26 protein-coding genes are annotated in these 20899 nt (G+C 50.3%); 18 read left to right on the forward strand and 8 right to left on the reverse strand.

Annotated elements, in window-relative coordinates; genetic code table 11:
* The 3 genes from VGS11_00975 to merA all read left to right on the forward strand — a co-directional run.
* The coding region (locus VGS11_00975) for a hypothetical protein (protein HEV2118670.1) at nt 1-183 on the forward strand (183 nt) is incomplete at its 5' end.
* A 267-nt stretch (nt 184-450) separates the two neighbouring features.
* The gene (locus tag VGS11_00980) at nt 451-1677 is read left to right on the forward strand and encodes an NAD(P)/FAD-dependent oxidoreductase (protein HEV2118671.1); all 1227 of its coding nucleotides are present in this window, start codon (nt 451-453) and stop codon (nt 1675-1677) included.
* 124 nt (nt 1678-1801) lie between these two features.
* A complete protein-coding gene (gene merA, locus VGS11_00985; GenBank protein ID HEV2118672.1) occupies nt 1802-3220 on the forward strand; it encodes a mercury(II) reductase in 1419 nt (472 codons plus the stop codon).
* A gap of 65 nt (nt 3221-3285) precedes the next feature.
* On the opposite strand, the gene VGS11_00990 is transcribed toward merA, so the two are convergent.
* Nucleotides 3286-3954, reverse strand: coding sequence for a helix-turn-helix domain-containing protein (locus tag VGS11_00990; protein ID HEV2118673.1), 669 nt, complete (start codon nt 3952-3954; stop codon nt 3286-3288).
* A gap of 95 nt (nt 3955-4049) precedes the next feature.
* Between VGS11_00990 and VGS11_00995 the strand changes: the two genes are divergently transcribed.
* Both VGS11_00995 and merB read left to right on the forward strand, forming a co-directional pair.
* Nucleotides 4050-4568, forward strand: a complete 519-nt coding sequence (locus VGS11_00995) for a DUF3237 family protein (GenBank protein ID HEV2118674.1) — start codon at nt 4050-4052, stop codon at nt 4566-4568.
* 124 nt (nt 4569-4692) lie between these two features.
* Nucleotides 4693-5169, forward strand: a complete 477-nt coding sequence (gene merB / locus VGS11_01000) for an organomercurial lyase (protein ID HEV2118675.1) — start codon at nt 4693-4695, stop codon at nt 5167-5169.
* A 292-nt stretch (nt 5170-5461) separates the two neighbouring features.
* On the opposite strand, the gene VGS11_01005 is transcribed toward merB, so the two are convergent.
* On the reverse strand, nt 5462-6058 hold the full coding sequence (locus tag VGS11_01005; GenBank protein HEV2118676.1) for a hypothetical protein: 597 nt from the start codon (nt 6056-6058) through the stop codon (nt 5462-5464).
* Between the two features lie 327 nt (nt 6059-6385).
* Between VGS11_01005 and VGS11_01010 the strand changes: the two genes are divergently transcribed.
* A complete protein-coding gene (locus tag VGS11_01010) occupies nt 6386-7273 on the forward strand; it encodes a GNAT family N-acetyltransferase (protein ID HEV2118677.1) in 888 nt (295 codons plus the stop codon).
* A 90-nt stretch (nt 7274-7363) separates the two neighbouring features.
* On the opposite strand, the gene VGS11_01015 is transcribed toward VGS11_01010, so the two are convergent.
* The gene (locus VGS11_01015; protein ID HEV2118678.1) at nt 7364-7774 is read right to left on the reverse strand and encodes a nuclear transport factor 2 family protein; all 411 of its coding nucleotides are present in this window, start codon (nt 7772-7774) and stop codon (nt 7364-7366) included.
* Between the two features lie 602 nt (nt 7775-8376).
* Between VGS11_01015 and VGS11_01020 the strand changes: the two genes are divergently transcribed.
* A complete protein-coding gene (locus VGS11_01020) occupies nt 8377-8823 on the forward strand; it encodes a hypothetical protein (GenBank protein ID HEV2118679.1) in 447 nt (148 codons plus the stop codon).
* 197 nt (nt 8824-9020) lie between these two features.
* Here VGS11_01020 and VGS11_01025 read toward each other — a convergent pair whose 3' ends face one another.
* Together VGS11_01025 and VGS11_01030 are read right to left on the reverse strand one after the other, a co-directional pair.
* On the reverse strand, nt 9021-10019 hold the full coding sequence (locus VGS11_01025; protein ID HEV2118680.1) for a hypothetical protein: 999 nt from the start codon (nt 10017-10019) through the stop codon (nt 9021-9023).
* A 106-nt stretch (nt 10020-10125) separates the two neighbouring features.
* On the reverse strand, nt 10126-10329 hold the full coding sequence (locus VGS11_01030; protein HEV2118681.1) for a hypothetical protein: 204 nt from the start codon (nt 10327-10329) through the stop codon (nt 10126-10128).
* A 105-nt stretch (nt 10330-10434) separates the two neighbouring features.
* Here VGS11_01030 and VGS11_01035 point away from each other — a divergent pair, with 105 nt between their 5' ends.
* Both VGS11_01035 and VGS11_01040 read left to right on the forward strand, forming a co-directional pair.
* The gene (locus tag VGS11_01035; GenBank protein ID HEV2118682.1) at nt 10435-10617 is read left to right on the forward strand and encodes a hypothetical protein; all 183 of its coding nucleotides are present in this window, start codon (nt 10435-10437) and stop codon (nt 10615-10617) included.
* 809 nt (nt 10618-11426) lie between these two features.
* A complete protein-coding gene (locus VGS11_01040) occupies nt 11427-11873 on the forward strand; it encodes a hypothetical protein (GenBank protein HEV2118683.1) in 447 nt (148 codons plus the stop codon).
* A gap of 405 nt (nt 11874-12278) precedes the next feature.
* Here the strand turns inward: VGS11_01040 and VGS11_01045 are convergent, their stop codons facing one another.
* The 3 genes from VGS11_01045 to VGS11_01055 all read right to left on the reverse strand — a co-directional run bounded on the left by VGS11_01045 (nt 12279) and on the right by VGS11_01055 (nt 14628).
* The gene (locus VGS11_01045) at nt 12279-12686 is read right to left on the reverse strand and encodes a hypothetical protein (protein HEV2118684.1); all 408 of its coding nucleotides are present in this window, start codon (nt 12684-12686) and stop codon (nt 12279-12281) included.
* A 175-nt stretch (nt 12687-12861) separates the two neighbouring features.
* On the reverse strand, nt 12862-13416 hold the full coding sequence (locus VGS11_01050) for a hypothetical protein (protein ID HEV2118685.1): 555 nt from the start codon (nt 13414-13416) through the stop codon (nt 12862-12864).
* 207 nt (nt 13417-13623) lie between these two features.
* Entirely contained in the window at nt 13624-14628 is a 1005-nt protein-coding gene (locus VGS11_01055; GenBank protein HEV2118686.1) for an AsnC family transcriptional regulator, read from the reverse strand.
* Nucleotides 14629-14672: 44 nt separating this feature from the next.
* On the opposite strand from VGS11_01055, the gene VGS11_01060 reads away from it, so the two are divergent.
* From VGS11_01060 to VGS11_01100, 9 genes are all read left to right on the forward strand, one after another.
* Complete coding sequence (locus tag VGS11_01060) at nt 14673-15854, forward strand: right-handed parallel beta-helix repeat-containing protein (GenBank protein ID HEV2118687.1); 1182 nt, start codon at nt 14673-14675, stop codon at nt 15852-15854.
* Between the two features lie 686 nt (nt 15855-16540).
* Nucleotides 16541-16801: a hypothetical protein gene (locus tag VGS11_01065; protein ID HEV2118688.1), complete on the forward strand. Its 261-nt coding sequence runs from the start codon at nt 16541-16543 to the stop codon at nt 16799-16801.
* Nucleotides 16774-17229, forward strand: coding sequence for a type II toxin-antitoxin system VapC family toxin (locus VGS11_01070; GenBank protein HEV2118689.1), 456 nt, complete (start codon nt 16774-16776; stop codon nt 17227-17229). Before VGS11_01065 ends, VGS11_01070 begins: the two co-directional genes overlap by 28 nt.
* A gap of 263 nt (nt 17230-17492) precedes the next feature.
* Entirely contained in the window at nt 17493-17753 is a 261-nt protein-coding gene (locus VGS11_01075) for a hypothetical protein (protein HEV2118690.1), read from the forward strand.
* On the forward strand, nt 17750-18166 hold the full coding sequence (locus VGS11_01080; protein HEV2118691.1) for a hypothetical protein: 417 nt from the start codon (nt 17750-17752) through the stop codon (nt 18164-18166). Before VGS11_01075 ends, VGS11_01080 begins: the two co-directional genes overlap by 4 nt.
* Nucleotides 18167-18674: 508 nt before the next feature.
* Nucleotides 18675-18872, forward strand: a complete 198-nt coding sequence (locus tag VGS11_01085; GenBank protein ID HEV2118692.1) for a hypothetical protein — start codon at nt 18675-18677, stop codon at nt 18870-18872.
* A 91-nt stretch (nt 18873-18963) separates the two neighbouring features.
* Entirely contained in the window at nt 18964-19149 is a 186-nt protein-coding gene (locus tag VGS11_01090; GenBank protein ID HEV2118693.1) for a DUF2283 domain-containing protein, read from the forward strand.
* A 309-nt stretch (nt 19150-19458) separates the two neighbouring features.
* On the forward strand, nt 19459-19698 hold the full coding sequence (locus VGS11_01095) for an antitoxin VapB family protein (protein HEV2118694.1): 240 nt from the start codon (nt 19459-19461) through the stop codon (nt 19696-19698).
* A 4-nt stretch (nt 19699-19702) separates the two neighbouring features.
* Nucleotides 19703-20104 carry a PIN domain-containing protein gene (locus VGS11_01100; GenBank protein ID HEV2118695.1) on the forward strand — a complete coding sequence of 134 codons (402 nt, stop codon included), beginning with the start codon at nt 19703-19705 and terminating at the stop codon, nt 20102-20104.
* Nucleotides 20105-20899 lie beyond the last annotated feature (795 nt).

A 20899-nucleotide genomic window follows, 5' to 3' on the forward strand; every position in this document is an offset into this window, starting at 1 on the left:
TCTCTCTCGATTGATGCCATAGAGTCCGTGACCTGCCTCTTTATGGCCGTAGCTCTGCTCGGTGGGCTTCTTGCAGAATATTTCTTGGGGCTCTGGTGGGCTGATTATTTGGCGACGGCGGTTATACTCGGATTCGTGGCGAAAGAAGCTGTTGAATCGTACCACGAACTCCATGAGGAATAGGGAGCGTAAGCTTAGGATGCCAGAGAGAGGTGGATTGTAATTCTCAAACATTTCCAGCGCTACATTTTCTCGTTAGATAGATGATGGCAAAGGGCCAGAAGATGAGGCCCTGACCAAAGAAAGAACAAGAACGACTGGACCAGAGAGAGGAAGAGGGATTGTCCCAAGGAGGAGAAGAGCGACACGACCATTCCCAGCTTCCGAGCCGCACTGGAGTTCGGAAAGCGTCTTGATACATAAGACGCGCCAAACTTTGACAATTTGGAGATGCAAGGCCCGATGTCTGTGGACGACTATGACGTTGTAATTGTCGGTGGGGGAATAGGCGGTCTCGCCTTGGGTTGCGCCCTCACCCACAACAAACGAAAAACGTGTATACTTGAGGCCAAACCTGCAGTGCCTAGATCCAAACGAGGACTGACTCTCCAGCTGAATGGGTTAGCCGCACTAAGAGACCTGGATCTTCTGGATCGAGTTGTCGGCATAGGGTCCAAAACCACTCGGGTTGCATGGAAGGAGATAGGGGGAAAGCCGCTGGCCATCCTTGACTACTCTGTTCTAGACCATCCTCACAACTATTTGTTGACGATAATCCCCAGCGAGCTGGAGCTCGTGCTTCGAGACGAGTTTTCCAAGAGGGACGGGGTTATCTGCGCGTCAACGTTCTTTCGCGATTTAGTACCTGACAAGTCTGACAGAGTCCTTGTGGGCGCAGAAAAAAACGGCTCTCGCATTAACTTCTCAGGGAGACTCGTTGTCGGGGCCGACGGCGTAGACTCCATGGTGAGGAAGGAAATCGGAACGCCTGTCCGCGTCAAAGAATATTCCGACCATTTTTTCTTTATGCTTGCCGGAGCCGTGTCCTCGCTTCGAGATGAAGCGAGGCAGTATTTCGCTCGAGGTGAGATGGCGGGATTCTTTCCAACACCGGAGTCGACCTACATCTTCTATTACCATCCGAGCAGAACTGTCAGAGAGTTCAAGTCCCGAGGGTTGGAATGGTTCAAGAAACGACTTGCCAAAATTGAACCCGACGTTTCCGGCGCGCTTGGCAATCTTAGGTCCTGGGAAGACGTCGCCGATAGTTCCTCTAGAAGGGTTGATGTAAAGAGTTGGGTTGCGGACCGGATTGCGCTGCTCGGAGATGCTGTTCACGCCCTCGACCCTTCATGGGCCCAAGGAGCGAACTTGTCATTGCAAGACGCTGTATCCCTCGCAAATACAATTGAGAAATGCTTTGAGCTGAATGACTTCACCAAGAAAGCACTCAAAAGTTACGAGAAGGACAGGCGAAGACAAGCCAGGTTCATCCAAATTGGAGCTGAACGAACTGCACGACTTACGACGACAGAGAGCAATTTCTATTACCGGTTGGGGAGACGAATCCTACAGAGAACCGGCAGAAACAAGAAACTGATGACTTCTGCCCTGAAAGCATCTTGTGGGCTCACAGACCATTTTAGCACGCTAGAGAAAATGCGCTTCATAATATAGGCAATAGTCGCTCCTACACGTTCATTCCGTCGAGAAGGGACAATGCCGAGGCTGCTGACCGACTTCAGTAAGACCAGTCGTCGCTCTTTATGAACGCACGAGATGAGAACAAGCGGTGATGTTGATGTCTACGGGATATGAGCTGGTAATTCTTGGTCAGGGATCTGCGGCGTTTGCCGCTGCGATAAAGGCGAACGATCTTGGAGTGAAGACTGCCATGGTCGGCAGCAATGCCACGAAGGGAACAGTAGTTGGAGGCACCTGCGTCAATGTCGGATGCGTTCCCAGCAAGAGACTAATCACCGTCGGCACACTCTTCCACGATGCATCAGACAATTCATTCGAAGGGATACACTACGGCAAAGGAAAGCTGAACTTCAGACAAGTGATCCAGCAGAAAGACGAGCTCGTAAGAAGATTCCGGAGAGAGAAATATGCCAACGTCCTGAAAAATCTCAAACAGGTGACATACTACAAAGGACTTGGAAGATTCGTATCAAAGAACGAGGTGAAGGTCAGAGACAAGACATTGACCGCAGACAAATTCCTGATCGCGACCGGTGCGAGGCCGAATCTGCCAAAGGTGAAGGGAATCGAAAAGATCGACTATCTAACAAATGAAGAAGCCTTGAGTCTCACAGAACTTCCCGAGTCCATGTGCGTTGTGGGCGGAAGAGCTTTGGGACTAGAGTTTGCGCAAATGTATGCTCAGCTGGGAACTGATGTCACGGTCTTGCAGAGGAGTGTCAGAATTCTGCCGGATGGTGAGCCCGAAGTCTCTGATGTTCTAACGGAGCACCTTGAGGAAAGGGGCATAACGATTCACACCGACGTGACGCTCAACTGGGTGGGCGAGAAGGGCAATCGAAAGATCATCAATGCATATGTCGATGGGAAAGTGTTCAACGTAACGTGTGAACAGTTGCTCTTTGCGACAGGAAGGACTCCTAACACGAACCATCTTGACCTGCCGAATGCAGGAGTGAAGACAGACGAGCATGGCTTCGTCGTTGTTAATGATGAGATGCAGACTTCCGCCCCGCACGTCTGGGCCGCAGGTGATGTGATTGGCGAGCCAATGCTGGAGACTATTGCTGCAAAAGAGGGCGCAGTTGCAGTCGGTAACGCATTCGGACAAGAGAAGAAGAAAATCGCCTTCAATGAAGTCCCCTCCGCGGTTTTCACATATCCTGAGGTCGCAAGTGTCGGGTTGACAGAGGCTCAGGCGGAGGAACGAGGAATAAAATGCTCCTGCACCATACTTCCTCTCGATACTGTCCCGAAAGCCAGGATCATCGGCGAGACCCGCGGCGTTGTGAAGCTAGTTATCAACAGAGAGACAAAGCAGATCCTTGGCCTCCACATGGTCGCCCCACACGCAGCAGACCTCATTCACGAGGGAGTATTGGCTGTGAAGTTCAAACTCAGTATCGACAACATAATCGATACAGTCCACGTATTTCCGACCCTGTCAGAAGGAGTCAAACTGGCAGCGCAGTCATTCTACAAAGACGTCGGACAACTCAGCTGTTGCACAGAATAGCCTAGACGCCTCTTCGCTTCCGCTAGATCAACTGCTTGTCGATCATGACCCATCGATGGTCGGGTTTATCGCGAAAGGACACTGGAGAGCAATCCTCTCTCGGCTTTTCTTAGATGTTCGGCGTAAGTAGAAGTCCCCACGTTGAGCCGCTTCGCCAACTGCTCTGAGGAAATTCTCCTCGGTACATCGTAATAGCCCAGACTGTAAGCCGCTAGGAGAGCTTGTCGTTGTTTCGCGGTTAACCTAGATAGGTCTGAGTCCGATACCGATTCGAAGCGAGATACTTCGACCAGCGTATGAGGCAGATGGGTTCTTTCATAGAAGTCGAGAATCCTAGGCACTTCTTCATCCCGGCAGAGAAGCCGTACCCTCATCCTATCTCTGTCCACGAATTCAGGAGGGCCGGCAGCAACTAGATGAGGACGGGTTCTGTTGAGGTTTCCTGCATGCATTTGTTTTGGAGCGTGGACGACTGGCCTCCCCTCAACGAAAACGGTCAGAGACCCATCGTTGTCTTTGTAGAGAGTTTCAACGCTTCGAATCGCTCCCTTCCCAACCAGATCGGTCGCTTTCATCCTCTTGTCTCTGAACCGAATCCGGCAGATAACAGCCAGCCCTTCGAAATCGCACTTGAGACTCTTCACCGCTTCCAGAATTTCCACCCTATCGTAATTCGGCCCGAATACTCTACGCCACAGTTCCTGATACGGAAACTCCAGAGTTAGACGCTTCAATGCTGCTAGCAAGAGCCAAGTCGACCGTATAAAAACTGCCGTATCCATGCGGTGCAAGACCAATCCGATAGAGTGATACATTACTAATTACGAAAATGACCCAAACAATCAGTCAGACGAAAAGCGTAACTCCAGCTGAACACAATGGACTAGAGCACGCCTTTGACTTCGACTTGAAAGCCTCGCCCGACGGAAAACCCTTCGTCTCAGCGAGGGACAGGGAAGGCGTCTTCATCGTAAACGGTGTCGGAACCGTTAAGGGCGACATTATCCAGGGTAGAATCAAGATGTCGTTCTTCGCTCAGGACTGCGCCTACCTACTCGTACAAGCCGGCGTTGACCCGGGACCGGGCCAACACCTTTGCAAGGAGAGTGATGGCGGAGTGATAGAAACCGAGGACGGCGCGAAGATCCTTTTCGACACCAGGGGCTATGGGTTGCGCGGAGCTGACCCGTCGTTTGCGAAGCGCTGGCGACTCGCCATGACCGCCCAGTTCTCGACAACTGATAACCGGTACAAGTGGCTCAACACAGCATTCGGTCTCTGGGAAGGTCAATTCGACGAGGAGAAAGGTACAGCGAGCTACAAAGCCTACATACGCAGGTACGACTAGAACTACCTAGAGTGGTCTTGCCCGTGAAAATTTCCCCCTCTTTTTTTGGGATCTGCCTCAGAGGCTAATTATATGTTGCAAAGTCGTTGAGTTTGTCCAAACGTAGAATAGCGAGGATTCAGAACTGAACGAAAGACATACGACTCAAACAACCGTCGGACTCTCCCGAACCCCCACTCTATACCGGCTGCAGTGGCAGAGAGCGCCTCGGGAAGGCAAACGCGAATACGTCCGATGCGGAGCTGACATATTGCTAAGCGGACTCACCGGAGACCTTGAGGCGGAGGCGCGATGTCCTGTATGTGGCAAGCTTACAAAGCTGCTGATACTTGATAGGAAGATCGCTGGCTTGGAGCCAAAGGATGCGGTTCTGCACGTCGTGGAGATGCCTGGTGAGGCAGGCAGGGTCTGGGTAGAATGTGAAGCAACCCACATTTTCGACCGAGAGGCCTGCTTCCAGAAGTGGGTGTCAAGCTACAAAGGAAAGCAGGGCCGAGTCACTTCAATCAAGAACTATCATGACCTGATCGTTCGCAGACGAACGAACCCCCACAAAATAGTACCAATAGCACGAACCGAACCCCGCGGAGGTCCGCCATAAATCGGAACATGAATCCTGAAGCTTTTCGATGCGCGAGCAGGGAGTTCTTCATTAGTCTGCAACTTTCTTAGTATCTAACCAGATTGGCTGGCGAGACAGCGATGGTTTTTCAAAGCCACCAACAGAGTTTTCTCCATTCAAGAAATCATTCTCGGAACGACTAAGGGCCGTCGCTGATAGAGATCCCAACCGCGGTCTGCGGAGCTGAGTCTGTCAGAACTCAAGAAAAGAGGGTATTTTCGTCGGGCTTGGGCGGCTCGCGGTCAGTTGAGTTCAGATCTTAACCCGGAGGTCAATCGTTATTGTCAGCGATGAAGAGGGTGAAACCGCTCACTTTTGTGTCGAAGGTAATCAGATTTGGTACGGTCAGAGTCACACCTTCCTTGTCTGTCGATGGAGGATGACCAAGTACACAGTCTACCGCGAGGATGCCGTGTAGAACGGTCGTTCGATCTCCAAGGTTGGCTCTGAGGGTAATGCCAATCTTTGCAAGTCCGCCCTGAAAGTTAGCCGGAAGTCCCTGAACGCTTCCACTGCCGTAGGGGGTGAAGCTAAGGAGCCGGGTCGCCTTCCAAGTTCCCTGCGCAAGGACGCTACCGTCTGCCTTCATGTGGATAAACGTGCCATGACCCGTAGCGTCTCCCGCCCCACCTTCATCATCGCCGGTCGATATCGTTCCCTGGCCGGCTAGTGAGATGGTGTCACCATTCGCCGCTTTGGACACGTCAGGGCATGCGTCGGGAGCAAGACTACATATTTGCCCCGTCCCGACTAGAAAGCGTAGTTCCATTTCATTATGCTTACCTGCAGCCACTGCTGGAGCTATCGGTACAAGCACTGCCAAGAAGCCCACGAGTACGAGAAGAAGTCCTTTCAAGATTGTTCTCATGTATTTTCACCTTTCTCAGACTCGAAGTTCACATTTAAGATGTTGCATCAGAGCTTATGTCTTGATCAATCCTGCGATTGCTCTATCTACCTGACACGCCTTGTAGGAGCCGTACTTCAACAACCTACGTGGTTCCTGGCGAACGGCATTCAATAAGCATGCGCGTGTAGTGTTTGGAGTATAGCTTGTTCAATGAGCAACAGACGTCAATCGACCGCAAAGGTACGAGTAGTTCGCGCTACTGATTGCGTCGCGGCTCACTTCACTCAGGATTTTATAAGAAATGATTACATATCGGCCGATTTTACCAGGCTGAGGCTTTTGAAAGTGCAAGTGCAAGAGCCTGTTTCCTCACAGCTCAAGATGCGTCCCGGTCGACCTGAAGATGCTGAGGAACTAGGAAAGATCTGCTACGCTGCATTTGACTCGATCTCCAAGAAGCACGGATATACCTGTGATTTTCAGAACCTAGAAGCCGCAACACGAGGAATTCACTATTTACTGTCTCATCCGGAATTCTTCTACTCTGTCGTCGCCGAAAACCGTGGGAAGCTGGTAGGAAGCAATTTTCTTCATGAATGGAACCCAGTGACTGGAGTAGGCCCGATAACGGTTGACCCGACAATTCAGAACAAGAACGTTGGGAGGGAACTGATGCTGAATGTAATACGTCGATCAAACGCGAAGGGTGCACCAGGAACCAGGCTCGTCCAGGCCGCTTATCACATGAGATCGTTGTCGCTGTACACTAAGCTTGGATTCGAGACGAGAGAAACCTTGTCCAATTTTCAGTGGGCGTCATCAATTAGAAACAAAATTCGGGGCCGGACAGTGAGAAAAGCTACGGAATCCGACCTTGAAGAATGCAACATACTTTGCGGTAAGATACATGGACATCATCGCGGCGGCGAATTATCAGAGGCTACGAAGAATGGAAACGGACTAGTTGTTAGAAATGAGGACAGAATCACGGGTTACTCGACTGGACTGGGCTGGTTCGGACATTCGGTCGGAGAATCCAACGAAGACATAATGGCCCTCATTTCAGACAGCGATTCATTCGGCTATCCTGGCATTCTGGTGCCAAGCAGGAATTTCGGACTCATGCGGTGGCTGCTGGACAATGGACTAAGAATCAACCAGCAAATGACACTGATGACCATTGGGCTTTACAACGAGCCCCGCGGAGCTTATCTTCCATCAGTAATCTACTAGCCAAGCCACTCCACTGAGTAACGAGAATTGATCGGCCAGTGAGGCGTTACTTGAACCTGAGCGAAATTAGGCTGTTCCAGGATAACTCGACTACTTCTCGATGAAAGTGCTGAGCTGGGTCAGCACGCATTGCCATCGTCCATTCTCCTTCACGAAAACATCCGTATATCTCTCGCGCTCTCGGAACTCCTGTCCCAAAAGCTTGCCCTTGCTAGTCGCCAACCCTGTAACCATGGCAAAATTCCCGTAGGTGCGTACTCGAGGTTCTCTGAACTCCATCGCTTCATGGCTCAAATCACCCGATGTGATCGCATCAAGAAAATTCGATTTGGTGATAACGCTTCCATCATGGTCGATAGAAATCCAATCGTCCGATAGGAATTGTCCGATGACTTCTGCATCATTCCGAAGAATCGCCTCGACACCTTCTCTTTCCACTCCCAGAATTTCCTCTTGAGCATTAGTCTTCTTCTCTTCAGCGACCGTGACAGAACTCGTCAACTTTGGCCTCCACTTCAGGAGACAAGGCGCCTACCCGTATTAATACTAGGGTTTTCCGAACCGGTCAAAATCTGCTTTGTGTGAAGGCGTTCTCAGATAATTCTAGGCACACAACTTAGAGATGACGCGTCTTTCCTGACGCTCATCCTATCCTGACGCGAAAAGGTGAGTCAAAGCACTCAAAGATAACGACAGATAGCCGAAAAAAACACTACTTGATCTCGGCCTGTCTATTGGCTTCGACGGGCGGCATTATTCAGAAAAAGCACTACGTCGTCCCCCCTTAGCCACAGTACAAACGCTCCCAGCCATAGTGTCTAGGAATCGCCCAAAACCAAGCCAAAACACCACATCTCAACCACTTTCTCACCAAATCCCGGGATTGAACCCCACAATCCAACAATTAACAAAGCACAATTACTACCACCATAGAATTGCGCGTGTTGCTGCCCGAGCAATTCTGGTTGGTCGTGGTCGTGTGTGTGCGGGGTGTCTTGCTCTCTCCCTGTGTCTCTGTCTCTCTGGTACTGTGGTTGGGTGGTTGTGGTTACGTGGTTTGTAGATTCTGGGGTTGGGGTAGGTTGGGGGTAGAGTGATTGGACGTGAGTGGGGAGGAGCGGTTGCCGCCTCCTAGTCAGAATGATCTGGAGGCGTTGTTGGATCCGAAGGGGCAGAAGGGTGTTCAGTGGAGGATGCAGAAGCTTGCGGCGATAAGGAGGCTGGTTAAGAGTGGTAAGACGAAGGCCTGGGTTGTCTGGTTCTTGCGGACGAGAACAGGGCTAACGCTTCAAACTGCACGGGGTCTGGTGGAGGATGCGTTTCTCGAAGAGCCCAAGGGCGGAATCGAGGATATGGCCGGAGTCTCATTCAGCATCCATGAGGTTAGAACTGGTTGGAAGACTCGAGACGGAACCGTAGTAAGAGTGAAAGATCGCCGCGCCTCCACTAAGAAATTCACCGATACTCTATCTGGGAAGAGTGCGGAAGCAATACAGGGGAAGAAATCGCCCTCCGTTTCTGCAAAGTCCGAACGCTCAGGCTCTAAGTAGTTCACCATCTCACGGAGTTCAAGAGACTTACTCTTGAAAGAACTTGCACGATCATCGATTAGCAATCCTATGCAATGGACAAGCTAGTTTGCATCGGACTCGTCTGCACAAGAGCAAACAATCTGATTCTAAGCTACGCCGAGAATATCTCGCGGTTTCGTGCCTCTTATAGGTCCCGTCGGGGATTGAGTCGAGCGCTAGGTCCAGGTGACGCTGAAAGTGTACTCTCTGAACTGTGACTCGGTAATCTGGAGATTGTACGTGCCGTTCTGAGCTAGTTGTAGTCCTTGGCTCGTCGTGTTTTCGGAGATCATTCCCAGGGAACCCTGATCGATTGTAAGGTTGAGAGCATAGGAGGCTGCAGGCCCGGATCCGTCTGCGTTCTTGATGGAGATGCCGGTTGCTGTTGCAGTTCCCGGTCCGACGTCTTTCAACCAGACGACTAGTAGATTGGCGCTCCGAAAGCCATAGTGGTCAAGCACTAGCATCCCATACCCAGACCAATGATTTCCAGTACCATACACAGAATCATACGCGTAATTGCCACAGGAAAGGCCGATTACTGCAAGCGCTAAGATCCCCAGAACTCTCCCAGATTCTAGCTTCACTTTGAAGGTGTGTGGTTGATCTCGCGATCGAAGCACGTAGAGTAGTATGCCATATCCTACTGTCAGGTAGAAGAGAAGGTCACCTGTGAGGAGGATCCAATCGTATCTGGTCCCGTTGGCTTGAATACAGGGTGGAGGGCAGCTGGCAAGAGTGGTCTTCCACGCGAGGGGAAAACCGTAGCTCTGCCCCGAAAATCCTCCCGGACTTACGAACTGTTCCGTCCCGAGCCATCCCGTGGCTAAGGTGAAAACGGACGCGATGAGAGTGTTGAACAGGACAGTCCTAGGGCTCAGAATAGCCACACGCTTGACAGTAGAAGGCGCAACCACATACCCTGCGTAGAGAAGAACATATCCAACAAGAGTGTAGAACAGTGTATCAGCCGCGAGAAAGAGCCAATTGTCATACTCAGCAGCACATGTCAGCCCACCGTTGATTGTAGTGCATCCGCCGATTTTCCATTGTAATGGAAAGCCCCAGCCTGAAAGTGAGCCTATCGAAGCACTGGCTAGCGTTGCGAGAAAGGCTGCAACAAATAATGGAACGAGGTAGAAGAGGAGAACGGCGGGTCTCAACCTCAACATCAAAACTAACCCCTATCCAACCGTTTCGATACAGCCAGCGATCCAGATACCCTTTAGAACAAAGAGTTGGCGTAACTGTCCAAGTAACCGACATGGACTCTTACCGAGTCTAAGTCTTCTCGATCATGTGAACGAGAGCTTTGTGGCTCTGGAGCATCCACTCGACTCTCTTTTCACTTTGAGCGCGGAAGGTCTTGCCACATTCAGGGCAGGTTTCCACGAACACCTCAACCGTAACTTTCTCCTTTCGCACTGTTCTCAGAGGCCTCTTCTCGACCTTATTGGTTAGACCATAGTTCATAGAGTCTGTCACGATCCCTATCATTCTATAGTTACATGTATGCCTATTAGTTACCATAACCATTAAGGGTACAGTGAAGGTCAGGGAGCATCGAGGACCGTATCGGCTGAGAAGATTGTGACCGTTGTATTTGGCTCAGTTCTCGCATTAGATGCTTCAATGATCGTGGTTGACGAACGACTCCCGATCTTTCCATTCGTGTTCGGACTCGACGTTCGATACGTCTTGACACTTGTGATTCCACTCTTTACAGGAGTAACAATAGCAATCAGCCGACTAGCTCGGAGGTTCTCCAGGTGATCGTGTTTTTTGTGATTCTCGGCTTGGTGCTAATCGTGGACTTGGCGATCTTCGGCCTTCGTGAAAGGATTGCAGGATTCTTCGCGACTCATTTTCAACCGTCGAGCGATTCGCTTCCAGGACTTGACGAATTGAAGAAGTGGAGGAAGTAAGATGCTAACTGGCAGGATTTCTCATTGTCCAAATTGTTCCGCTCGGTTATGGGTTTACCACAACTTCTCGATCTGTCCCGAATGCGGATTCGCATCCACTCATACCGTCAGGCTATCGGAGTCGCGACCGGTGGAGACAAGATCGAAGATGTGTCCGAAGTGTGGATACGAGTTCTCCAGTGAACCGCTGATGCACGTTTGTGGACCACCAGTCTTCGAATCGGAACGTGAACCGTGGAACGCTTACATCCAGTAAGCTTCCAATGCGTAAATCTTCGACTACCATCATCGATTCGTGGCGTTGGCGACGCCGCTGACGCGATTTGTGCTACCAAAGCAGCGTTGAAGAGAGCAGATTAGGTCAGTTTGGTGTTCCACGAATCGAGTGCGAGAGCTTAGGCAAGGTATTTGGGCGATCTCGTCACATAATGGGCTATGACAGGAGTCGCCCGCACTAGCTGCGTTCCCCTCAAGCGTCCTCGTACCCGTCTACGGAAAATTGAAGGGCTTGAAGCAGACGGACTAGACGCGCGACCAATCATGCGCACAGGTAGGTTTCGGAAACCTCCCTCTTCTTCGGGAGTCAAGAAAGCCGCGACCGGCAGATTCTAGGAAAGCTCAGAGGGTAACAATCTAGTACGTTGACTTCCGATCGTATTGGCAGGCAGCAGACTTACACCGTTTGAAGACGACTTGGACAAGGACCACAAGACCGACAATCAGGTGGTAGGAAATGCAGGGCTTTTCCTAGTTTGTTACGAACTATCAAAACGTGGCTGGAACGTCCTACCTACATCTAGAAATGCAAGGGGGATCGACGTAGTAATCTACGATCGAGAGGCCAAACGGCGCCACACGATCCAGGTTAAGGCACTCAGCAAGAGAAATCCCGTTCCAATGGGAAACAAGAAAGAGAACCTGCTTGCCGATTATCTGGTCATCTGTCGCCGCGTCTTAGAAGCCACCCCAGAAATATTCGTTACAACAATCGATGAAATCCGAGGCAAGATCCATGAAGTTGGTAAGGAAGGAGAACATAGCTACTGGCTGGAGCCCAAGGAGTACGAGTCCTTCAAGGGCGGATGGGATAAGATAGGATCATAAGACGCATCACAAGAGCCTATTTTGGGCTTCCAAATCGACCTTCACTATAGTCGGTTTAGCGTGACAAGAACGCTTATCTTTCCAAAGCACGCATGGTAGGTTAGAAGGACGATGAGCCAGGAAAACCTGGCACATCAGGTTTCTTTTGAAGAGCCACCCCCAGTTTATTTCGCAAGTAGTCGATTGGATTATGACTCAAATCCGAGCGTGAAGGATTGCAAAGAACCTTAGCAACAGTCCAATCCCTTCCAGAACTGACGGCAATCTAGACTCGTTCGAAAAGCGTTACAGGTTGTGGGTCGCCTCCAAAGAACCATTACGATATTACATAACGATACCGGAAATCGAAGACCGGACGAGTCAACCTAGTAGTCCTAAACAGTTTCCGGAATCAAATTCGAAACATTACTCCCGTTCTGTGGAGCTTTGCGACCATGACAATGCAAAGGCGGCTAGGACCGTGCCTGGTGGACCAAAATAGAGTGCGCAATAGTCAAAATTGCCTATTGTTGGAAAACTGGTAGTGTGACCAGGCAGGAGTATTATTCCCAGTCCACATTTCTGGCTGCCTGAAACATGGTGAACAATCATCAAGACAATGTAGCCTTTGGGCAGCTGGAATCCCGGCGTGGCAGAACCGGACATGTTTACTCTAAGTGCTGGGTTCGGGCCACAAGTGAAGAGTACCGTCCCCAAGTCTTTGAATAGCATATTTGCCGAGGGTACGAGCGCACTACAACTGGTGGTTAGAACGCGAGTTATTCCTGACGCGTGCACGTTTCCTGCTAGGAGCGCTAGGAAGAGGCTGACCATTAGAACTAGTTTGCCAATCCGCCAAACATGAGAACAAGGTCGTGCTACAACCGGTGTCGTCAATGACTCAACTGATTACCAGTAGAATGCAAGATTTTGGTGACCATGACCTGAAGGTTGTGAGGAAAGAAAACGGGATTTCGACGCGGATCTTGACCTGACATCGATCCTAACACTATTGTTGCCAGTCAACTGTGAATGTTGGAATTACCAATGGTTGCAATGACGTATTGCTATAGTCAGCACAGTAGTTGTAGAAGCTATTAGCAGATAACCCGCCTGGCGGCGAGGGTGTGGCGGCTGTTACCGTAAGTGCTGTTCCAGTCCCTGGATTGCTGGATAATATTGCGACGCTACCAGCTGTTAGGGCACACGTCGGTGAGGGAATAGTCGGTGCGGGAGTAACATAGAGGTCTGTGTATCCTGCGGGTATGCTTCCAGTTGCACTTACAGCCACAGCTCGGGAGCCAGTGCTGAAAGCAAAAGGCGACGTCGTCGTCGAAATACAGGTGAACACGGCGATACCAGATGCGGTCGTCGGACCAACCCCAGCTAGGACCAGTGAGCTACAATTCGGATTCGAAGTGACGAGAGGTGCAACACCAGGAACAGTCACACTTGGAAACGTATGAGTAAACAAGACTGTTACTGCTGCAGCCGTACCTATCACAGTGATCATGACTAGGGCAGACAGAATGAGGAATCTTTTGCTTCGCAATATAGTTCTCATACTAAATGTCTCACCTCCTTCATTCTTGATAAGACCAGCCCGAGAATGCTTCCGCAACAATGACAGTTTTGAGCTCAAGTGTAAGTAATTCGGAAAAATGCCCCGCAATACAGACAGCTGAGAAAAGAGACCATTGTAAGAATGTACCACCCGAGCGCGAAGGTTTCGCCATAGGGTTCGCGCAGATGGCCGAGCACAAGCCCGGTCCTAGAGAGACGCTACCCTGAAATCTCTCTCGATGTAATGGTCAAGATTTTGAAGTAAGATATGATGATCTTCCATCAAATCTATCCGTAAATCTAGTATGTTGGGCTGCTTTCTAGTCCACTCAAGTATTTCCCGTGCCTTCGAAATATTTGGCAAGGCGAAATTGAATACAGTATGCTGGACGTCCTGCTCCGAAGGCAGCGTGAAAAACAAGTACCAAATATATTCGTTGAATTGTTCTAGGATTTTCCGGTTGAGTTCGCCTCCATTCCGCGGCGAATAGCCGACGTTCATACTGGCCAGTACGGTGCCGTGCAGCGCCTTCGGGTCGATGACTGCTAGCGCAAAGACCCCCTTCTCTGAAACCATCCTCTGCAGCCTTCTCGTAACGGTCCGAGTCGAACTGCCAGTCTCTTGCGAAATGGATGTGCAAGACTTGCGCGGGTTCGGGTTGAGGCTCCGGAGGATCTTCCAGTCAGTAGCCGACAAACGAGTTCTATACTCCGGCCAGAAAATTTCCATGCAGGGTGCATTTGACGCATTTGATAATCTTCGAATCAGTTCGGCTCTGTCTAGAGGCGACCGGTCTGCTTCAGATGCAAAAACAATTCCAAGAAGAGTACCGAAGTAGTTAATGATCATGAAAATATCCGGCATAAGCTTGAGTTTTCCAATTACGTCATCCTTTGACGTAGGAGTTGGGACGTCAACGCCAATGGCCCAATGACGCAACCTAAGGATGTGAGGGTTGAGTAGAATTCGCCAGTCGGTTATGAATCCCATTTGCTCAAGCCGTTTCATTCTATATCTCACCGTGTCCTGGTCGACCCTCAACTTTCGGGCGATAGTTCTGAAGGACTTTCTGAAATTTGGATCGAGGGGTAGTGCGGCCGAGCCCTGTAGAATCTCTCTCAAAAGATGAATATCTAGGGCATCTAATGGAACACCTGTCGGCTTTGCAGGTTTAGTTTTCGATTTTGGGACATTCTGGGCTAGAATTGTCACAAATTGTGATGAGGTCTCGGCCCGACTTTAAGAACATATCTGGATTGAAATCGATTGCTATGTTACAGTCCGTTAGAAGCGTATCTATTCTCACGCTCGTTCTCGTCCTAGGCGTATTCAGCAGCAGTATCGTGATCTCGAGAGCCTACGCTATGTCCATCGTCGTGCCTAGGGACTTTCCAACCGTGCAATCCGCAATAGACGCGGCAAGTCCGGGAGCTACAATAGTCGTGCTTCCAGGAACTTATCGGGAACAGCTTAGGATCAATAAGGATCTGAATGTTGTTGGATCGGGAGCTCAGTCGACAATCATTCAGGCACCTTCAAGCCTAAGCGCGTTCGGCACTGCAGGGGGAGGATTTCCGATGGCTGCAATTGTTCAGGTTACATCTTCAGCTAGAGTTAGCATTTCGAGCCTCACGGTTACTGGTCCTGCTCCGGGGTGCGACACGTTGAACCCGACCAAGATTGTGCGTCTGACCATTGGCGTCAGCGTTGTTAATGGGGCAAGTATTTCGATGTTAGATTCGCGAGTCACAAACCTACGCGACGAACCGCTTCGGGGATGCTTCAGTGGATTCGCGATCGTCATCGGCCTCCCGACGTTTCTGGTGCGAGGCGGCTCAGTGGGTCATGGAACGATCAGGGATGTCGTCGTCGACAATTATCAGAACTTCGGCATCACCGTCACAGGGGCTGGATCCATGGCGACAGTCTCAGACAATGTGGTTACTGGCGTCGGTGCCACCCCGACTGTCGCGCAGATAGGTATCCTAGTCGGAATAGGGGCGGTGGCATCGGTTACCGACAACACAGTTGCCGGAAACATTTGCACAATCCCTTCTGATTGCGGCGCGGATCCGATAAGTCAATCCCAGGGTATAGGTGTCCAGGCATTCGAGGCTATGCCCGGAACTGTAATTGCTGACAACAACGTGTCCCGCAACGATGTTGGGGTCTCTCTTTTCTTCTCCCCAGAGTGCTGCAGAACAGTCGACAACGCCATTAGGGACAACCGCTTTTTCGGGCTAGTAATTCAGGACAGCAATAATACGGCTGTCAACAATCGAATCTCGGGGGGAAACGTCGGCGTCGGAGTTGTAGCAGATTTTGCGAACAGCATTGGCACCCTAAGAGACAATACCATCACACTAACATCTGTTGCACCCACACAGGAAATTTCTTGTTGCGGAGTTACAGCAAGAATCCTAATTATTGACAGCTAACACAATTACGGCCTCAGGATAATCGGGTTTACCAAAGTGGGTTACTAAGGATCCGGGCTGATTTTTGGCAATTACTCTCTCCAAACTGAGGGAAAAACTGCCTCCTCTCGGTCTTTGAATCAACCCGAGCTTTGGTGTTTCTCAATAGACGCACCTGTTCACTTGGTTTGATTGTCAGGTTGGCGTCAATGTGTTTCTAGAGGAGTTCTGGGAACGGATCCACAGAGAAGACGGTTGGAAGGTAGCACCTAATGAATGGGTTTCGCGTGACAAGAACGCTTATCTTTCCAAATAACGCATAGCAGGTTAGAACGAACATGAGCCAGGAAAACCTGGCACATCAGGTTTCTTTTGAAGAGCCACCCGAACGTTCGGCCAGAAAATTCGGTTCCCGTTACTCTAGTTACCTGTCTGTGAATAGTCCGATAATCGGGTTACGCTACCGCCTACACTTATGAGTAAGAAGTGACTATGTTTCCGTTGAGATTGCTATGCAACGAAATGCATCTCGAAGTGACTATGGTTCCGTCGGAAATGCTATGCAACGAAATGCAACTTCGTCTTCACCTAGGTTCTATCCAGGCGATAATCCTCGATCATCCGCCGACGACGAGCGATGAGTGTATAACTTATTATACTTGATATTATAAGTATTACCCGTTGGATGGTCTATGGGATCTAATGTCGTGATAAAGGACGTCGACGAAGCCGCCTACCGTAACTTGAAGGGGGAAGCGGTCAAGGCGGGATTGAAGATAGGAGACGCGGCCTCGCAGGCGTTCAGGCTCTGGGTCCAAGAACGATCATTGGGCAGAGTCAAAGACTATGAGAAGATCCGAAAGGCATCAAAGGAAATAGACCATCTCAGGGAAGAGATTGGCCGGGTGCCTGGGTTTGATAGTACGAAGGTTATCCGCGAGTGGAGAGATCGCCGAAGACCCTCATAGTCGACGCGTCCACCGCGACGGAATGGTTCGTAGAGGAGACTGACTCAGAAAAAGCGGACCTTCTGAAGAAGGCGCATGAGACTGGAAGACTGCAGATAGCCGCCCCAGACCTTCTAGTGTATGAAGTCTCGAACGCGCTCGTCTACCATCCCAGATTGACCACGGAGGATCTCGCCCAAAGCATTGTTAGACTCTTAGAACTTGACCTGGACCTCATCCCGCCGAGAGCAGAATTCGCGGTCGAGACGGCTAAGATCGCCAGAAAGTACGCCGTGTCCGCATACGATGCGAGCTACATTGCCCTGGCGGATATCGTGGGCACTAACTGCGTCACCGCAGACGAGAAGCTCTACAGGAAACTGCACGGAAAGAAACCGCTCTTCCTCCTCAGCGGGCTGGGCCGCGAATGGAACTTGCCCAGGGAGTAGGAGTCTTAGAGAAAGACAGGAGTTTCCGGAAAGAAGGCTCCCGTAGTGAGAGCTACCATGTTCGTGATTGGATTCGGAGTTAGTGGGGGTATCCCGCTAGAACCAATTACTTGTCTCTGCGAGCTACAAAGTTAAAAGGTTGCAAAGGCCTAACCCGTCGGCTTCACTCTTGCCCGCATTCACGGAGGTCATTCGGCCTTCCCGCTTATGCCGTGGCCTAAATCCTAATATGGGTGATTTGTCACTTGGGTACTTGAGTGACGTTGGCTCAGATCAAGATCGTAGCGGCGGATGATACTATTGACAAGTTCAAGCGGATAGTTTTGGCCAAGCATGGGAAGCTTGAGCTCAGTGCGGAGGGTGAGGAAGCCTTGAGTCTCTACATTAGGAAGTACGAAGGTCTCCTCGGAAGCATGGTTCCCCCCGACAAGGACCCGCTGAAAGGGATCTGTGGAATCGGAAAGTCCAGCACACGTCATAACGTGCTCAAGGACCTTGAGCGTCTAGAAGCAGGCGAACTTTGATTTTCATAGATACAACCTTCTGGGTTGGAGACGCTGACACGAACGACGATTTCCACAGCTCGGCCCACACTGTCATCGAAGCGCTACGAACTGGAAGGACCCCGAGTGGACTGACGACAGACTTCGTCCTAGACGAGACGGTCACTATCTTGGGGAAGAGGAAAGGTTTCGGAGCAGACAAGGCTGCGAATGTCGCGAAGAGAATAATGACTTCACCAAGGGTCTTCACGGTATATGTCAACGAATCGATGATGAATGAATCGCTAAAACTCTTCCCAGAGCACAGAGGAAAGCTGAGTTTGACTGATGTGGCGTCCTTGATCGTGATGCGAAAGTACGACGTTAGAAGAATATTCTCTCACGATCACGATTTCAACGGCCTGAAAGGTATCGAAAGAAGCGACTCTCTGTAATCCCTCAGTATGCCTGTCACAACACAAAGACCTAGCCCAATGTAAGGTTCACGGGCAAACCTGTTGCCAAACGACAGGTTTGTAATACGACTACCACAGATGGTACGACCCATCAATCGGACGATTCATCAGCCAGGACCCTCTTACCAGCGATCCTTCGAATCCTCAGAGCCTCAATCCCTATACATATGCCGGTGACTCGCCCACTTCTGCTACTGACCCTAAAGGTCTCGCGACGGCAGGAATCTCCTCGAGTGTCTCTATAGGATCCTGTCCGTCCTTTTGGAGTAATCCTTAGGGGTCATTCTCATGCCAGCTCAGCCGTACTCCGACGCCAGTAGGAGATGTTATCGCTGGCTACGACCTAGCCGTCTGGGGTCTCGCCGAATGCGAGCAGGAATGCGGCTACAGGTTTTACGAACTCGTCCGGGGACCTAGCTCCGGGGAATGAATGCTTGTTTGGCTCTACACCCAATAACAGTATGGGGCCTAGAAGTTGGTTGTTACTATGGGCGACGATCAAGTGAAGACTGTTGTCGAGAAGCTTGAAGGTCTTAGATTGGAGCTTCTCAAGATTCGGTCAATGTTATTGACAGACGAGAATCCTTCACCTGAAGAAAGAGAAGAGATTGTCAAGGCTCGGGAAGAGATTCGGAAAGGCGAGTCGTTGAGCCTCAAAGCTCTGCTTCAAGAGTTCGGAGAATAGGCCCCGCCCCGTCGGGTCAGAAGCACATAATAACTTCCTACTTCACATCTCATCCAAAGAAGATCAAGGGAGATGTCGTATCGCGAGCATAGTGCTGAAACCTGAGAAGCTCGATGTTGAGTATGACAAAGAGAACGACGTGCTCTATGTCTCCACTGGTAAGCCGCGAGAAGCGGATGATAGCGTCGAGCCACAGGAAGGAGTTGTCATCCGGACCAGAAAGGGGCAGCTCGTTGGGATCACGATCATCGGACTGCACAGCCATCTATCCTCCTGATGAAAATCCTACCGCTCGCTGATCTTCAGTAGAGTCTCCTAGGACCAGTTAGACGCACTTTCTGAAATTTATCACCAAAAAATATCTTTATTTTCTTCTCTATGATCAGTGATTACACGATAAGACAGGGAGACGTAAACAGCAATAGAGAACCCACAGATTTACGGGCAAACCTGTAAGTTAGGCGAGAGGTTTGTATTGACTACCGGTGCCACTATGATTCCGGCAACGGGACGGTTCGTTTGCAGTACTCCACTCAGCTCTAAGAGTCCATAATGGTTAAGTGCATGTATGCACATGCATAGGTGCATGGGCACTAAGACAATATCGCTGGAGGATTCCGCCTACACGAGGTTGAAGGCAGCGAAGAGACCTGGGGAGAGTTTTTCCGATGCGGTAAATAGGGTGCTGGGCGCAAAAGAGCCCTCCTTCCTGGATTTTCGAGGTCTGCTTCACAGTAGTTCTGCTGACCGCCTTGCTCAAACGATCGCGCGTATGAAACAAGAGGACATAAGAGCGCAAAGGACGCGAGTCGCCCACAAGTCGTGACCGCTTGGGCATCACCATAGACTCCAATTTCATAATACACCTTCTCCGCTCCGATCCCGCCGCTTTGGCCAAAGCAAAACAGATTGACGATAGTGGCCAGGCAAAGTTTCTAAGCACTCCTGTTCTTTACGAGATCTCTGCAGGTCTCATTTTCACTGGCTCCAGGACCGAGGCGAGTGCTTTTCGAGCGCTAGCGTCAAGGTTCGGCAGCCTGCCCTTCGATGAAGCCGCGGCTGTTAGGGCGGCTGAGATCAGAGCTGAACTATTGCGCTTAGGAAGAGCGAAGAGCCATGTGGACATAATGATCGCAGGAATCGCACTCGAAGGCTCTCATGCGCTAGTCACTAGGGATCGTGATTTCGAGGAGATCGCCGAAACTTTAGGTCTAAATGTAGAGACTTATTGAAAGCTCCACGTATTCTCCCAGTCTGGCGCGGGTCGAGACAGCATAGGTTGAAACCTACATGTTTACAGGCAAACCTGTTAGCGAAACGACAGGTTTGTACTCTCCATTCCGGTTGAGACACTTTACGCGACGATCTCGATTTCTTTGGCAGATGCTACCTGTTTGGCACCAAACTGGAAGGGCGAGAATTGACTAGGGAATTTCCGGAAAGAAGAAGAAGAAGAATGAAGATCAGCTTCTAATTGCGTTTACCGGCTAGACTTATCAGTCAGAAGTGGCTATTGTTCCGTTGGAAACGCTATGCAACGAAATGCATCTCCACTGAAATCGGGCATAGCCCAGAGAATGCACAAGGTGCCATGATCGATGTTTGTGGAATCCACAATCTCCCCTTGGTTATCAATGGAATTCTCAGGAGAAAACAGAGGTAATTAGGTGGAAACCATCGGCGTCCTTTTTATCAGCAGCGGAAGCGATATTCGTATTGATACCTTATGGAAAGGAGCGAGACCACGGTCTCCCAACCTCAAGGATCGCACGCAATCGAACCGCGGGACGCTTTTATTGAAGCCGTCCTCGCTAGCCGGATCCTGATAATTCTGATCCGGTAGTCCCAGCAGAATAAACTGAGCAAACTGCTTTCAGAGTCGAGCTGATTCCCAGTGGAACAAGAGGAACAACGATACCGCTTCGACTCGATTTTGCTTATGAAAACATAGTTGGAAAAAAAGGCACACAGGACGCCACAAGAATTACTAGCGAATTCGCCCAAAATCAACCCTGATCTCGAATCCA

The organism is Candidatus Bathyarchaeia archaeon (genome assembly GCA_035935655.1).
Taxonomy (GTDB): domain Archaea; phylum Thermoproteota; class Bathyarchaeia; order 40CM-2-53-6; family 40CM-2-53-6; genus 40CM-2-53-6.

What these genes read in the sequence shown, in the direction of transcription:
- VGS11_00980 (HEV2118671.1), top strand. Translation starts at nt 451, where the DNA reads ATGCAAGGCCCGATGTCTGTGGACGACTATGACGTTGTAATTGTCGGT.
- merA (HEV2118672.1), top strand. Translation starts at nt 1,802, where the DNA reads ATGTCTACGGGATATGAGCTGGTAATTCTTGGTCAGGGATCTGCGGCG.
- VGS11_00995 (HEV2118674.1), top strand. Translation starts at nt 4,050, where the DNA reads ATGACCCAAACAATCAGTCAGACGAAAAGCGTAACTCCAGCTGAACAC.
- VGS11_01005 (HEV2118676.1), bottom strand. Translation starts at nt 6,058, where the DNA reads ATGAGAACAATCTTGAAAGGACTTCTTCTCGTACTCGTGGGCTTCTTG.
- VGS11_01045 (HEV2118684.1), bottom strand. Translation starts at nt 12,686, where the DNA reads ATGGTCAGCCTCTTCCTAGCGCTCCTAGCAGGAAACGTGCACGCGTCA.
- VGS11_01050 (HEV2118685.1), bottom strand. Translation starts at nt 13,416, where the DNA reads ATGAGAACTATATTGCGAAGCAAAAGATTCCTCATTCTGTCTGCCCTA.
- VGS11_01085 (HEV2118692.1), top strand. Translation starts at nt 18,675, where the DNA reads ATGGGCGACGATCAAGTGAAGACTGTTGTCGAGAAGCTTGAAGGTCTT.
- VGS11_01095 (HEV2118694.1), top strand. Translation starts at nt 19,459, where the DNA reads ATGGGCACTAAGACAATATCGCTGGAGGATTCCGCCTACACGAGGTTG.